This window comes from Pseudomonas saponiphila, assembly GCF_900105185.1.
Classification (GTDB): domain Bacteria; phylum Pseudomonadota; class Gammaproteobacteria; order Pseudomonadales; family Pseudomonadaceae; genus Aquipseudomonas; species Aquipseudomonas saponiphila.
The window spans coordinates 672,723-686,870 of record NZ_FNTJ01000002.1 but is presented as its reverse complement, the minus strand read 5'-3'; the positions used below and the strand labels follow the sequence as shown (position 1 = coordinate 686,870).

The window sequence follows — 14,148 nt, the reverse complement described above, 5'->3', positions numbered from 1 at the left end:
TCTGTTGATGGAATCTTGAGAAGGCCCGGGATTGCAGGACGCGCAAGCGCAATCCGCAACTGGTCATTTTTTGTTCACACAATAAAATCCCGAAAAAACAGCCAGTTGCAAAAAGATGAGAACGACTGCACAAATCCGGCGGTTTCTCGCCCCGGCAGCCCATCCGTTGTGCATAAACACTTGAGCGAACGGGTATAACGGCCCGCGCCCAGGGGGCGGTGGCGGGAGCGTCCGCCCGCAACCGCCCTCCTTCGCACTCGTGACTAATCGCCTTCAAACTGACCGAAGTCATGCCCCCCTCCCCGCGTTTTATCCGATAGTGCGCAGCTCGCTCCACCCGCTTGCCCGGGCTCTTCTAGACTCATTGGGTGGTCGCATTCGGAACCGGACACGTCGTTTTCGTGCGGTTCAATCAGAGGCAGCGTGTCAAGCTGCCCTTTATGCCCTGAACAGGTGCGGCAACGACCGCGCCGGGTCCAACAAGATGCCCATTCAGGGTGCATGGCCAACGGCCTGAAACGCCGCGCTACCGTGACGTGGCAAACAGTGCCGCAGCCGACACTTTCGGACAGCCGACAACCATCAGGTGTGTCCGTGACCGTGAGGAATTGCTGTATGCCTGATGAAACGCTGCATCTGCCGTTGATCCACACCCTGCTGGAGCGCCACAAAGGCGTCCCGGGTGCGCTGTTGCCCCTGCTCCACCAGATCCAGGAAGAGCTCGGCTACATCCCCGATCTGGCCATCCCCGAGATCGCCCACGCGCTCAATCAGAGCCAGGCGGAAGTGCGCGGGGTGATCAGCTTCTACCATGATTTCCGTACCGCGCCGCCGGCGCGGCACATCCTGCGCCTGTGCCGTGCCGAGTCCTGCCAGAGCCGCGGCTCCGAGCAACTAGCGGCGCAACTGCGCCAGCGCCTGCAACTGGATGACCACGGCAGCAGCGCCGACGGTTCCATCAGCTTGCGTCCGGTGTATTGCCTGGGGGCCTGTGCCTGTTCGCCAGCCCTGGAGCTGGACGGGCAACTGCATGCGCGGGTCAGCGCCGAACGCCTGGACGCCCTGCTGGAAAGCTGCCGGGAGGACGCGTAATGCCAAGCCTCTATCTGTCCTGTGATTCCCTGGCCCGGGCCGTGGGCGCCGACGCGGTGGCCGAAGCCATCGCTGCCCAGGCCGAGCAGCGCCAACTGCCGCTGCAACTGCAACGCACCAGTTCTCGTGGCCTGTACTGGCTGGAGCCGCTTTTGGAAGTCGACACCCCGGACGGCCGCCTGGGCTTTGGTCCGGTCAGCGTCGCCGATGTGCCCTCGCTGCTGGACGCCTTGCAAGACAGCGCCGCCAGCCATCCCCTGGCCCTGGGCCGGGTGGAAGACCTGCCCTACCTGAAAAGCCAGCAACGTTTGCTGTTCGCCCGCGCCGGCATCACCCGGCCACTGTCCCTGGCCGACTATCGGGCCCACGGCGGTTTCGAGGGCCTGAGCCGCGCCATCGCCCTGGGCGGTGAGCAGACCGTGGCCGCGGTGCTCGACTCCGGCCTGCGTGGCCGTGGCGGCGCGGCGTTCCCCGCCGGAATCAAATGGCGCACCGTGCGCGACACCCCGCAGCAGCAGAAGTACGTGGTGTGCAATGCCGACGAAGGCGACTCCGGCACCTTCGCCGACCGCATGCTGATGGAAGGCGACCCGTTCCTGCTGATCGAGGGCATGGCCATTGCCGGCCTCGCGGTCGGCGCCAGCCATGGCTACATCTACGTGCGTTCGGAATATCCACAGGCGGTGGCAACCTTGCGCGAGGCCCTGGATATCGCCCGGGATGCCGGTTACCTGGGGGCCAATGTCGGCGGCAGTGGCCAGGCCTTCGACCTTGAAGTACGGGTCGGCGCCGGGGCCTATATCTGCGGCGAGGAAACCGCCCTGCTGGACTCCCTGGAGGGCAAGCGCGGCATCGTCCGCGCCAAGCCGCCGATCCCGGCGTTGCAAGGCCTGTTCGGCCAGCCGACCCTGGTGCACAACGTGCTGACCCTGGCCTCGGTGCCGCTGATTCTGGAAAAGGGCGCGGCCTTCTATCGCGACTACGGCATGGGCCGCTCCCTGGGCACCATGCCCTTCCAGCTGGCGGGTAACGTGCGGCATGGCGGCTTGGTGGAACGGGCCTTCGGCCTGACCCTGCGCGAACTGGTGGAAGGCTACGGCGGCGGCACCGCCAGCGGCCGGCCGCTGAAGGCCGCACAAGTGGGTGGCCCGCTCGGTGCATGGGTGCCGCCGGCGCAGTTCGATACGCCGCTGGATTACGAGGCCTTCGCCGCCATGGGCGCGATGCTCGGCCACGGAGGCGTGGTGGTGGCCGACGACAGCCTGGACATGGCCCACATGGCGCGCTTCGCCCTGCAATTCTGCGCCGAGGAATCCTGCGGCAAATGCACCCCGTGCCGCATCGGCTCGACCCGCGGCGTGGAGGTCATCGACCGCCTGCTGGCGGCGCCCGATCAAGGCCGTCGCGATGAGCAGGCGATCATCCTCAAGGACCTGTGCGACACCCTGCAATACGGCTCGCTGTGCGCCCTGGGCGGGATGACCTCCTACCCGGTGGCCAGCGCCCTGAAGCACTTCCCCGCCGACTTCGGTCTGGCGCCCTCGGAGGCCGAGCAATGATCAGTATTTTCGACCCAGCCACAGACATCGACCTCAATGCCGTGGACTTCGGCACTCCGGCCCGCGACAGCCAGGTGCAGGTCAGCCTGAGCATTGACGGGCGCAGCATCAGCGTGCCCCAGGGCACTTCGGTGATGCGCGCCGCCGCGCTGATGGGAACCACCATCCCCAAACTCTGCGCCACCGACAGCCTGGAAGCCTTCGGCTCGTGCCGCATGTGCCTGGTGGAGATCGACGGCATGCGCGGCTACCCGGCCTCCTGCACTACCCCGGTCAGCGAAGGCATGGTGGTGCACACGCAAACGCCGAAACTGGCGACCCTGCGGCGCAACGTGATGGAGCTGTACATCTCCGATCACCCGCTGGATTGCCTGACCTGCTCGGCCAACGGCAACTGCGAACTGCAGACCGTGGCCGGCCAGGTGGGCCTGCGGGAAGTGCGCTACGGCTATGACGGCGCCAACCACCTGGACGATCAGAAAGACACCTCCAACCCCTACTTCGACTACGACCCGAGCAAGTGCATCGTCTGCAACCGCTGCGTGCGCGCCTGCGAGGAAACCCAGGGCACCTTCGCCCTGACCATCAGCGGCCGCGGCTTCGAGTCTCGGGTCGCGGCGGCCGGTGGCGACAACTTCCTCGACTCTGAATGCGTGTCCTGTGGTGCCTGTGTGCAGGCCTGCCCCACCGCGACCCTGATGGAAAAAAGCGTGGTGGAAATGGGCCAGCCGGAGCGGGCGGTGATCACTACCTGCGCCTACTGCGGGGTCGGCTGTTCGTTCCGCGCCGAGATGAAGGGCGAGCAACTGGTGCGCATGGTCCCGGACAAGAACGGCCAGGCCAACCACGGCCATTCCTGCGTCAAGGGCCGCTTCGCCTGGGGCTACGCCACCCACCCGGACCGCATCACCAAGCCGATGATCCGCAAGCACATCAGCGACCCGTGGCAGGAAGTCAGCTGGGATGAAGCGGTGACCTACGCCGCCAGCGAGCTGCGACGCATCCAGCTCAAGTACGGCCGCGACTCCATCGGCGGCATCACCTCCAGCCGCTGCACCAACGAAGAAACCTATCTGGTGCAGAAGCTGGTACGGGCGGCCTTCGGCAACAACAACGTCGACACCTGCGCCCGGGTCTGCCACTCGCCCACCGGCTATGGCCTCAAGCAGACCCTGGGGGAATCCGCCGGCACCCAGAGCTTCGACTCAGTGATGCAGGCCGACGTGATCCTGGTGATGGGCGCCAACCCCAGCGATGCCCACCCGGTGTTCGGCTCCCAGCTCAAGCGGCGCCTGCGTGAAGGGGCCAAGCTGATCGTCATCGACCCACGGCGCATCGATCTGGTGGACTCGGTGCACGCCCGCGCCGAACTGCACCTGGCCCTGCGCCCCGGCACCAACGTGGCCATGCTCAATGCCCTGGCCCACGTGATCGTCACCGAAGGCCTGGTCAACCAGGACTTCGTCGACGCCCGCTGCGAGCCTGAAGCCTTCGCCCAATGGAGCGCCTTCGTCAGCCGCGCCGACAACTCGCCAGAAGTGCTCGGCGCCATCTGCGGCGTTCCCGCCGACGATATCCGCGCCGCCGCGCGCCTGTACGCCACCGGCGGCAACGCAGCGATCTACTACGGCCTGGGAGTGACCGAACACAGCCAGGGCAGTACCTCGGTGATGGGCATCGCCAACCTGGCGATGGCCACCGGCAACATCGGTCGCGAAGGGGTGGGGGTGAACCCACTGCGGGGGCAGAACAACGTCCAGGGTTCCTGCGACATGGGCTCCTTCCCCCACGAGCTGCCGGGCTATCGGCACATCTCCAACCAGGCGGTGCGCCAGGAGTTCGAGCAGGCCTGGAACGTCACCCTGCAAGCCGACCCCGGGCTGCGCATTCCCAACATGTTCGAAGCGGCCCTGGGCGGCAGCTTCAAGGGCCTGTACTGCCAGGGCGAGGACATCGCCCAGAGCGACCCCAACACCCAGCACGTGACCGCGGCGCTGTCGGCCATGGAATGCGTGGTGGTGCAGGACATCTTCCTCAACGAAACCGCCAAGTTCGCCCACGTGTTCCTGCCGGGCAGCTCGTTCCTGGAAAAGGACGGCACCTTCACCAACGCCGAGCGGCGTATCTCGCGGGTGCGCAAGGTCATGGCGCCCCTGGGCGGCAAGGCCGACTGGGAAGGCACCCTGGCCCTGGCGGCGGCCCTGGGCTACCCGATGCACTACAACCATCCTTCGGAAATCATGGATGAGATCGCCCGCCTGACCCCGACCTTCACCGGCGTCAGCTACGCCAGCCTGGACCGTCACGGCAGCCTGCAATGGCCGTGCAACGACGCCGCGCCAGACGGCACGCCGACCATGCACATCGACGAGTTCGTGCGTGGCAAGGGGCGCTTCATGCTCACCGGCTACGTGCCCACCGATGAGAAGGTCAACGGCCGCTACCCGCTGTTGCTGACCACCGGCCGGATCCTCAGCCAGTACAACGTCGGCGCCCAGACCCGGCGCACCGACAACGTCGCCTGGCACGCCGAGGACCGTCTGGAAATCCACCCCACCGACGCCGAGAGCCGGGGCATCAACGAAGGCGACTGGGTGGGCATCGGCAGCCGCGCCGGGCAGACCGTGCTGCGCGCCCGGGTGACCGAGCGGGTGGCGCCAGGGGTGGTCTACACCACCTTCCACTTCCCCGAATCGGGGGCCAACGTGATCACCACCGACAACTCCGACTGGGCCACCAACTGTCCGGAATACAAGGTCACGGCGGTGGAAGTCAGCCGCGTCTACCACCCTTCCGAATGGCAGAAGCGCTACCAGGCCTTCAGCGACGAGCAGCATCGCCTGCTGGATGAACGCCGGCGCTCCCGGGGCGGCAAGGCGGAGGTGCGCCGATGAGCACCGCCAACCTGATCAAGATGGCCAACCAGATCGCCGCCTACTTTGCCAACGAGCCAGACCAGGTGCAGGCGGCGCTCAGCGTGCGCAACCACATGCAATTGTTCTGGACCCCGGCCATGCGCAAGGAACTGCTGGCCTGGCAGACCGAGCAGCAAGGCGCCGAACTGCACCCACTGGTGCAACAAGCGCTGAGCGACAGCGGCTGGGAGGCCTGAACCGGCACGCCCCGGCCTGTTGCAACAGGCCGGGGAACCCCGCAACGGCTCAGTTACCCGGGCACGTTCTGTCCGCTGGTGGCTTGGTCTGGAGCGCCAGCGGCATCACCGCTCCCGGCTTGCCAAGCGGCAACAGCTGGTACACCGCAAAGACACACATCGCTTCGGCTTCGCCACTGGCCTGGGGAATGTAGTTCAGGCCAACGTAGGCTTCGTAACTCTTGCCCGGCTCGAACACCACCACCTTCTTCACCTCGGGACAGGTGCGATAGCTGCTGCCGGATCCAGCGGCCGACACCCCACCTCCTTCCAGCAAAAAAGGCCGCCCCGCCGGCACCCGATACTCGGTGACGATCTCGTGGTAGGCGCCCTCGCCCATGCGGATCGAGCCGATATAGGCCGGCAGTTTCGGCGCAAAACGCGGCAGCATGTCGATCTGCCGTGGCTGCAACGGGAACTGCGGGTAATTGACATTGGCTTGCTGATTACTGCCAAAACGCCCGGCCTTGGCCAGGCGCTTGCTGTCCCCCAGGCAACCGGCATAAGCCTCTCCACGCACTTCGCCATTGGTGATCACCCGCAACTGCGCGGTGGGCACATTCAGGGGCGGTTCCGAGTAAGGCAGCACCGGTTTGACGCTGCAGGCTCCAAGTAACGACAACAGCGCCAGCGAGGCGATATTTCTGAGTTGCATGACTGATCTTTCCTTTATTCGAAGCGGCATGAGCGGCTGAGCAGGCTATCGGCCGAGTGGTGGCGGTCTTCACTGGAACATCTGTCTCAGGCAGCCGCGGTTTGACAGTCGCCTGAGTCGGCACTAGCTTCCAAGGCCGTGCCTTTGAGTCAGCCAGCAAACACTCAGGTAAACCCAGTGAACAAGCCCAATCCCCTGCACCACAACCAGCCCCCTCCGCGGGTTTCGATGCGTCCCCTGCAACCGGCTTACCTTCCCCAGCCAATCAGCACTCGACGCCTGCTGCGCCCAGTGTGCCGGCGCGGCATCAACAGATCGCTGCCCACGCTCGTCCCGCCCTATTAAGCGCCCCGTGCCGAACACCTCACGCGTGTTCGTTCCTGCGTCTTACCGATCTTCGTTTACACACCTGGAACGCTTCGCTCTGGAGAGCGCTGTTGTGCGCGATAGGAAACCCCTAATGGACTAGCGAGCCCGGCTGAAGCCCGGGCGGGAGCCTCTATCCATGTCACAAAAAGTCATCGCCTTTTTTCCTGAGGCCGCCTATGGGCCGGCCTTGAACTCTGTCGGCATTGCCCAGGCCTGCGAGGCACTCGGGCACAAGGCCGTATTTCTCACGGACCCCGGCATGCAAGGCGTGTATGCCCGGTTTGGCTTTGAGGAACACCCGGTGAACATGTCCGCACCGATGCCGGCCGAGGACATGGCCCGGTACTGGGTCGATTTCATCAACGGCCACCTGCCAAACTTTCGCAAGACGCCCCTGGAGCAGATCGATACCTATGTGAAGGAATGCTGGGCGGCGATCGTCGATACTGCGAAATGGGCACAGAAGGAGCTGCCGGGCGTTCTGCAGCGGCTCCAGCCCGATCTGGTCTGCGTGGACAACGTCGTCATGTTTCCCGCGATCAAGCAATACCAGGCGCCCTGGGTGCGCATCATCTCCTGCTCGGAAAACGAAATCGGCGACCCGGACATCCCGCCGCACCTGTCCGGGATGAGTGTTCAGGACAAAGCCGGGCACCAGCGTTTCCGAGCGCGTTTCGAGGAGGTGATCCGCCCGATCCACGAGGACTTCAACCTTTTCCTCCAGGCCCACGGCGAGCAGCCCTACCCCCTGGGCACCTTCTGTGAACCTTCGCCATTCATGAACCTGCTGCTCTATCCCGATGCCGTCAGGTTCAAGCGACGCCATCCCCTGCCTGCCGAACGCTTCCACTACCTGCAAGGCAGCGTGCGCCAGGACAGCCCCTATGCAATTCCCGAGTTCCCGGCACAACGCCACCAGCCGTTGCTGTACGTGAGCTTCGGCAGCCTGGGCAGCAGTGACATCCCCTTGCTCAAGCGCCTGATAAACGCCCTCGGCAAACTGCCCTACCGAGCCCTGGTCAATGTCGGCGAGCACCTGGACCAGTACCCGGCATTGCCGGACAACGTGCAGATTGCCGACTGGCTGCCACAGCCTTCGGTGATCGCCCAAGTGGACGTGGTCATCCACCACGGTGGCAACAACAGCTTCACCGAGTGCCTGTACTTCGGTAAGCCGGCTATCGTCATGCCCTATGTCTGGGACGGCCATGACAACGCCATGCGGGCCCAGGAAACCGGCCATGGCTTTAGGCTCGATCGCTACCAATGGACCGAGGCACAGCTGGCCGAAGCCCTGCACGCCTGCCTCAACGACAGCCTGCTGCGCCAACGCCTGCAACGCACCAGCGCCCAGATGCAATCGCGCCAGGGCACCGAAGAAGCGGCACACCTGCTCGACAACCTTCTCAAGCGCAAGACCCGGCCCAACGCTCAAAAGGGCGTGCAACACAAGGAGCGTGACCGATGAATACACCACTGCTACAGGACCCGCTGCAGATCACCGACCTGCAGGATTGGGGCGAGATACCAGAGATGCTGGAAGGCCAGTCACGGGTTGCCGGCGTGCTGTTGCACAAGGGCGCGCAAGGCCAGTCGGAATGCGGCCTGTGGCGCTGCACTCCCGGCAAGTGGAGGTGCCACGTGACCCGGGATGAGTTCTGTCACTTTCTTGAAGGGCGTTGCACCTATGTCCATGAGTCTGGGGAAGTGATCGAGATCCGACCGGGCAGCAGCGCTTTCTTTGGCCAGGGCTGGAAAGGCACCTGCACCGTCCACCAGACAGTCAAGAAGGTCTACATGATTCGCTGAAAGCCGCTACTGAGGGCTCTTCATTCACGCTGGGTTTCAAGGACAGAACAATGACCCGTTTTACCTGTGAAAGCGCTTTGTACTTTATCAATCCCCACTACCTGACGCCTGCTAGCGGCAGGCTCCGAGAAATCTTCGACCCGGCGACCCTGGAACGGGTCGGGCGCATGAGCCTCGGCGAAAAGGCTGATGTGCAAGCAGCCGTGAATGCCGCCAATACGGCGCAACAGCAGTGGGCCAGAGTGGATGCCCGAAGCCGGGCCGCACGCCTGCACGAACTGGCCGAAAGCATAGAGAAAGCGATCGGACTCAACCGTGAAGTGGCACGGCTGATGACCCTGGAAACCGGTAAACCCTTTCCGGAAGCCATGGGCGAACTGGCCAACTGTGCATCGGTTTTCCGCTACTACGCGGAGATGGCAAGGGACGAGGCCGGCAAAGTGGCAGGCACCACGCAAACCGGCTCATTCCAGCATGTGCGCTATGAACCCTACGGGGTCAGCGTGCACATCATGCCCTTCAACTACCCCATTCTGCTGATGTGCTGGACCGTCGCGGCCTCCCTGGCAGCGGGCAACGCCTGCATCATCAAGCCGGCGGAAAGCGCCACCCTCTGCACCCTGAAATTTCTCAGTCACTTCACCAATCTGCTGCCGGGCCTGGTGTGTTGCGTACCGGGAGACGCCCTCACGGCCCAATTGCTGGTGCAATCATCCGGCACCCACGCGGTGGCCTTTACCGGCGGTATCGCCGCTGCCCACGCCGTGGCCGTGACCTGTGCCGACCTGATGAAGCCTTGCGTGATCGAGGCCGGTGGCAGCGATCCGATGATCATCTCCAAACACGCACCGTTGGACGTCGCGGTAGCAGGCGCAGTGACCGCCGCCTTTCACCTGAGCGGGCAGATCTGCACCTCGGCCGAACGCCTGTACGTGGTCGATGACATCTATGAGGCATTTGTCACCCGCTTCGTCGAGCAGACCCGCCAACTGCGCATTGGCCACGGCCTGGAGCGCTCCGAGATCGGACCGCTGGTCAGCGAAGCAGCACGGGACAAAGTCATACGCCTGGTGGAAGACGCCGTGTCCAAAGGCGCCCGAGTGCTTTGCGGCGGACGCATCCCACAGGATCGCCCGGTCGGCTGGTTCTACGAGCCGACCATCCTCAGTGGCGTCACCGGTGACATGGCGATTCTCCAGGAAGAATGCTTCGGGCCAGTGGCGGCGGTGTGTCGCGTCGCCGATTTCGACGAGGCCATCCGCCGCGCCAACGACTCGCCATTCGGCCTGGGAGCCTCACTGTTTTCCACCAACCTGACCGAATCGATGGAGGCGGCCGAGCGCCTTGAAGCGGGGATGGTATGGATCAACAACCCCCTGGTGGACAACGACGCCCTGCCATTGAGCGGCTGGAAAATGTCAGGGATCGGCAGCGAACTGGGCCGCCAGGGACTGGACGCGTTTCGCCGTTCGAAGATGGTCATCATCGACCACAAGCCACGTATTCAGAGCTGGTGGTACCCCTATCCCGATAGCGTGTTTCACAACGCCCAGGGCGAGCCGGAAAACACGGATTTTATAAGCAGCCACAGCAACGTTAATTAAAGATATCCCCCCTCATATAATCATGCCCATACACTTCACGATGACTTGAGGGGGGATACGCCACAGATAGCCAATCTGTTTCAGACTTGATCAGAAAGTTGTCTTTAAAATAGACAACTCATCAGCTTCAAGTTTCAAGCAGGGTTGTTACTTGGCAACTTCCCTGGTTTTCTTGTGTGCCCGCGCCGAGGTTTTATACGCAGACTCAACTTTTTTCTTGGACTCGTCCAAATGCTTGCGCCAGTCGCCCTTGAGTTTCGAAACAACACCATCCCTCGAGTTTTCATGGGCCTGAACTGCCGACTGGTGGCGCTCAGCCAGGTGTTTATGGTGAATCGCCGCCTCCTCGTGCTTTTTCGCTGCCTCATGATGCTGGATCGCCGTTAGATGATGGTGCTTGATAGCTTCCTTCGACATGACTCTCTCCATTTTTTGCACAGGCCATATAGGCCGACAAGTTAGCCGCCTGCTACAACGGGGCTCCAATCAAACCTAGACCAGTTATTTTTTAATTCAACCTGTCGGGATATACGGTCATGTTTTACAAGAACTTGAGAGACTGGGCATATTCCAATTAATAATTGGCAAGCAACAACAGCACAACGCGATAAACCTACCGCCACCTCCACGATCAAAGCCCGAGAGATACCTCCGCGCCCCACCCGGCCCTGACGTTCCTTGAGCAGCGACCTACCCCGTTTTTTTGGCTCACGGACGAAAACCCGGTGCCCAGATAAAAATAGTCAGATTTCAGGGGTTTACAGAACCCCGCCAATCGCTATAATCGTCGCCCTGACACGCCGGTATAGCTCAGTTGGTAGAGCAACTGACTTGTAATCAGTAGGTCCCGGGTTCGATTCCTGGTGCCGGCACCATACAAGGTTCCAGAGAAGGCTTTCAAAATCTCTGGAACCCCCGAAAAACCCGCCTTCTGGCGGGTTTTTTCGTTTTGGCGTTCCGTTGGATTCCGAGGGTAGCCAGCGCTAATAAGGGTACCTACCAATTCGATATTGGAAAGTACCCTTATGACTCGCACAACGGCCCCCTTACCGACAACACCTGCCACCATACAGCGCCAGGAACGGTCACTGCCCGCCTTTGCCAAGCAGGGGGACGGTTTCCACTTCCAGCATCAGCAAGACCATTTCCGTCAACTCGGCATCGGACTTGCGGCCTCCATAGAGGTCATGCAGGGCTTTGGCGAAGGGGATGCGCAGGTCCTGGTTTTCTTCGCGGGCGCTTTCGCCGTCCTGCATCAGTTCGCCGATGGCTCGCAGCACAGCCGCTTGCCACCGAGCGGTGGTCCTCGGACCATCGCCGGTGGTGACAAGCAACTGATCCTTTACCAGCTGACGCAGGGCGGGTTCCTGCAGCGGCCTAGGCGGCCTTGGCTTGTGAGTGGTCTTTGACATACCGGACGATACTCAACGTTTCCTGCTGGAACTGCTCATAGTCAATTTGCTGGGCATTAATGAAAGTGCTGCCCATCATGGTCAATGCCCCCATGAAGCTGGCTTCGGATATTTCTTCATCGCTGGCGCCAAACAGCCGCGCAGCTTCCGTATGGAACAGGGCGCAGTACTTGCAGCGAGTCGCCCCGGACACTGCCAGACCTATCAACTCTTTATATTTATTAGGAATTTTTGTCTCAGCCAGCCAAAAATCCCGTGCCATTCCCCAGAATCCATTCGCCCCGCCTTCCGGCATCTGCTTGATCCACTCAGGTACCTGGCCCAGGGCCTGCTCAATTTCCCGATAGGTATCACGAACATCCACTTGACACCTCCTTGCCTCTGCAACGATCTGTGCTTCAGAGGTACAGATACAGTCTAGTACTCCGCCGGTGACACGAGCGCCGGCAGCAGGACTGAACCTGCGGTGCAGGTTTAAACCTCGTAAAAACAAGAGGATGGATTTAGATTTTTTCTGCTGCGATGAGCGCCCCCTCAGCACCCAAGGTTCTCAAGCCGGTCGGCAGAAACACGAGGCGCCTGTTGTTTCGGGTGCCTGCAGCGGCGTCACAGAAAATTGCCGCACGTTCTCCCGAACAGAGGCTCTTCATGATCAAATAGCCGCCGATTTCCGCTGCATGCAGACAGAACATGAAGCCCATCGCCGTATCGATCCTGACCCTGTTACTCCACTCCCTGCTGTTCAGCGCGCCGACCATGGCCGGCGATGCCGAGGCCGGTGCCAAGCTGTTCAAGCGCCTGTGCAGCGGCTGCCATAACATCGGCCCTTCAGTGCGCAGCTCATTCGGGCCGCAGCTCAACGGCATCATCGATCGACCGGCCGGCAGCGCCGCAGACTATCAATATTCAACCGCCATGAAGTCATCGGGCATTGTCTGGACCCGGGACAAGCTCATCCAGTACCTGGAAGATCCCAAGGCCGTGGTGCCCGGCACGCGGATGATTTTCTGGGGGCTGAGCGATGAGGAAAAAATCGATAATCTGCTGGCCTATCTGCAAACCTTCCCCGCCCCCTGATCTGCGCTCGCTTGCCTACAAGGATGTTTTGATGAAGTTTCCTCTGCCGTCGCTTGTCGTTACGGGCCTGGCCCTGGCTGCGTGCATGTCCCAGGTGCAGGCCGCCGGTTTCGACTGCGCCAAGGCCTCGACCCTGGTGGAAAAAACCGTCTGCGCCACGCCGACCCTGTCCGCCCAGGACGATGAGTTGAACCGCCGCTACAAGACGCTCAAGCACCTGCAGGTGTTTCGCTTGTTGCAAACCCAGTGGCTGCGGGAAGTGCGCGACACCTGCATCGACAGCGACTGCCTGGAGTCGGCCTATCGGGCCCAGGTGAAAATGCTCACGCTGTTGCCGATCCCTCCGGCACCCGCCAAGGGCGACTTGCTGCCAATGGATCCCACCCGTCAGTACCGCCTGCAGGACCCTGATGACTGGCAGCGCTTCACCCTGGCCAAGTTCACCGCCGCCCCGCCCCAGGGCGATCAGCAGATCGTCGACGCCCAGGTGCTGGATGGCGTGCTGCATGTGGTGCTGTTCGTCGGTCAGTACCAGAGAGGGCTGGAAGGCTATGTCGGCACCCTCTACGAATACGCTGATGACCAGCCCGGCCTGTACCCCATTGCCCGGGATATCGGCTTTGTCGGCTGGGCCACTCCGGGGGCCAACGATCAGGGGCAGCGCTTCGCCGGCATCGTCGACGGGATGTTCTATTTCCGCCAGCGCAGCGGCGGCGAGTTGCAGCACAGCATGCGCTATCGCCTGGGCTCGCGCAGTGCGCCCGAAGCCAGCCAGCAGGTGTTCCAGTCGCCCTCCAACACCCTGCGCCATGCCCGGGCGCGGGTCGGCCAGGATCTCAATCAGGAGAACTACAGCCTGTCCCTGGACTACGACCGGCAGAGCAACAACACCTACTCCGAGAACGTCACCGAGCACAATGAAGTCGAAGCCGGCTGGAGCATCGTCAATCCCACCTGGAGCGAAACCCGCCCGGTGATGTACTTCGATAACGAGGGGCCGCGGGCCTGTATCTGGCGGGTCGACGTGCAGTACAAGGTGCTGTCCAAGATCGTCCCGGAGCATGAGGCGATTTCAGCCCGTCCCGTGGATATCCATGGCCGTGAGGCGGTGGTGTACCTGGAAGGCGATCAGCTGAAGTTGGCGATCAATCCGGATGACTGACGGGCAAGGTTATTGAACAAAAAGGCTCGCCATGCGACGAGCCTTTCTGACAGAGGTTTGAGCGCTGCAGCCACTTCATGGGGCTCACCCTCGGCAATAACCCCCCAGAACAGCAGGTTACCCACCGACTTCAGCGACCGGGCTTCGTTGTAGTAGCCCAGCAAGCGTGCGGATTTCGGTGAACGTGACCGAGCGTTTCGCTAATACGTGACCGGTGCTTCCACCCCGGTTGCGCGGGTTCTGGATTGTAATCGCATC

The 14,148-nt window shown here is 62.4% G+C and carries 15 protein-coding genes and 1 tRNA gene; 10 read left to right on the top strand and 6 right to left on the bottom strand.

Annotated features, from left to right (window positions below; translation table 11 throughout):
- Positions 1–615 precede the first annotated feature (615 nt).
- Genes BLV47_RS25055 through BLV47_RS25040 form a run of 4 tightly spaced genes read left to right on the top strand, consistent with a single transcriptional unit; the run spans position 616 to position 5,763 of the window.
- The gene (locus tag BLV47_RS25055) at positions 616–1,092 is read left to right on the top strand and encodes a formate dehydrogenase subunit gamma (RefSeq protein WP_092318712.1); all 477 of its coding nucleotides are present in this window, start codon (positions 616–618) and stop codon (positions 1,090–1,092) included.
- A complete protein-coding gene (locus BLV47_RS25050) occupies positions 1,092–2,651 on the top strand; it encodes a formate dehydrogenase beta subunit (RefSeq protein WP_092318710.1) in 1,560 nt (519 codons plus the stop codon). Before BLV47_RS25055 ends, BLV47_RS25050 begins: the two co-directional genes overlap by 1 nt.
- On the top strand, positions 2,648–5,545 hold the full coding sequence (gene fdhF / locus BLV47_RS25045; protein WP_092318708.1) for a formate dehydrogenase subunit alpha: 2,898 nt from the start codon (positions 2,648–2,650) through the stop codon (positions 5,543–5,545). Before BLV47_RS25050 ends, fdhF begins: the two co-directional genes overlap by 4 nt.
- Entirely contained in the window at positions 5,542–5,763 is a 222-nt protein-coding gene (locus tag BLV47_RS25040; RefSeq protein ID WP_092318706.1) for a formate dehydrogenase subunit delta, read from the top strand. The genes fdhF and BLV47_RS25040 overlap by 4 nt, the downstream gene beginning before the upstream one ends.
- A 49-nt stretch (positions 5,764–5,812) precedes the next feature.
- Here BLV47_RS25040 and BLV47_RS25035 read toward each other — a convergent pair whose 3' ends face one another.
- Positions 5,813–6,457, bottom strand: a complete 645-nt coding sequence (locus BLV47_RS25035) for an amidase (RefSeq protein WP_092318704.1) — start codon at positions 6,455–6,457, stop codon at positions 5,813–5,815.
- Positions 6,458–6,962: 505 nt separating this feature from the next.
- Between BLV47_RS25035 and BLV47_RS25030 the strand changes: the two genes are divergently transcribed.
- Genes BLV47_RS25030 through BLV47_RS25020 form a run of 3 tightly spaced genes read left to right on the top strand, consistent with a single transcriptional unit; the run spans position 6,963 to position 10,239 of the window.
- Positions 6,963–8,294, top strand: coding sequence for a nucleotide disphospho-sugar-binding domain-containing protein (locus BLV47_RS25030; protein WP_092318702.1), 1,332 nt, complete (start codon positions 6,963–6,965; stop codon positions 8,292–8,294).
- The gene (locus BLV47_RS25025; RefSeq protein ID WP_092318700.1) at positions 8,291–8,635 is read left to right on the top strand and encodes a cupin domain-containing protein; all 345 of its coding nucleotides are present in this window, start codon (positions 8,291–8,293) and stop codon (positions 8,633–8,635) included. Before BLV47_RS25030 ends, BLV47_RS25025 begins: the two co-directional genes overlap by 4 nt.
- A 50-nt stretch (positions 8,636–8,685) precedes the next feature.
- Positions 8,686–10,239 (top strand): aldehyde dehydrogenase family protein, encoded by a 1,554-nt coding sequence (locus BLV47_RS25020; protein ID WP_092318698.1) that lies wholly within the window; start codon positions 8,686–8,688, stop codon positions 10,237–10,239.
- Positions 10,240–10,386: 147 nt separating this feature from the next.
- Here BLV47_RS25020 and BLV47_RS25015 read toward each other — a convergent pair whose 3' ends face one another.
- Positions 10,387–10,656 (bottom strand): hypothetical protein, encoded by a 270-nt coding sequence (locus tag BLV47_RS25015; RefSeq protein ID WP_092318696.1) that lies wholly within the window; start codon positions 10,654–10,656, stop codon positions 10,387–10,389.
- A gap of 382 nt (positions 10,657–11,038) precedes the next feature.
- Between BLV47_RS25015 and BLV47_RS25010 the strand changes: the two genes are divergently transcribed.
- Positions 11,039–11,114, top strand: a tRNA-Thr gene (locus BLV47_RS25010).
- Between the two features lie 210 nt (positions 11,115–11,324).
- Here BLV47_RS25010 and BLV47_RS25005 read toward each other — a convergent pair.
- The 3 genes from BLV47_RS25005 to BLV47_RS24995 all read right to left on the bottom strand — a co-directional run bounded on the left by BLV47_RS25005 (position 11,325) and on the right by BLV47_RS24995 (position 12,352).
- On the bottom strand, positions 11,325–11,519 hold the full coding sequence (locus BLV47_RS25005; protein ID WP_244168953.1) for a hypothetical protein: 195 nt from the start codon (positions 11,517–11,519) through the stop codon (positions 11,325–11,327).
- Positions 11,520–11,616: 97 nt separating this feature from the next.
- On the bottom strand, positions 11,617–12,015 hold the full coding sequence (locus BLV47_RS25000; protein ID WP_092318694.1) for a carboxymuconolactone decarboxylase family protein: 399 nt from the start codon (positions 12,013–12,015) through the stop codon (positions 11,617–11,619).
- A gap of 139 nt (positions 12,016–12,154) precedes the next feature.
- A complete protein-coding gene (locus tag BLV47_RS24995; protein ID WP_092318692.1) occupies positions 12,155–12,352 on the bottom strand; it encodes a hypothetical protein in 198 nt (65 codons plus the stop codon).
- Here BLV47_RS24995 and BLV47_RS24990 point away from each other — a divergent pair.
- The gene (locus tag BLV47_RS24990; protein WP_092318690.1) at positions 12,342–12,728 is read left to right on the top strand and encodes a c-type cytochrome; all 387 of its coding nucleotides are present in this window, start codon (positions 12,342–12,344) and stop codon (positions 12,726–12,728) included. The genes BLV47_RS24995 and BLV47_RS24990 overlap by 11 nt on opposite strands.
- A 31-nt stretch (positions 12,729–12,759) precedes the next feature.
- Positions 12,760–13,890, top strand: a complete 1,131-nt coding sequence (locus BLV47_RS24985; protein WP_092318688.1) for a lysozyme inhibitor LprI family protein — start codon at positions 12,760–12,762, stop codon at positions 13,888–13,890.
- Here BLV47_RS24985 and BLV47_RS36415 read toward each other — a convergent pair.
- Positions 13,857–14,054 (bottom strand): hypothetical protein, encoded by a 198-nt coding sequence (locus tag BLV47_RS36415; protein WP_092318686.1) that lies wholly within the window; start codon positions 14,052–14,054, stop codon positions 13,857–13,859. The genes BLV47_RS24985 and BLV47_RS36415 overlap by 34 nt on opposite strands.
- Positions 14,055–14,148: the final 94 nt, after the last annotated feature.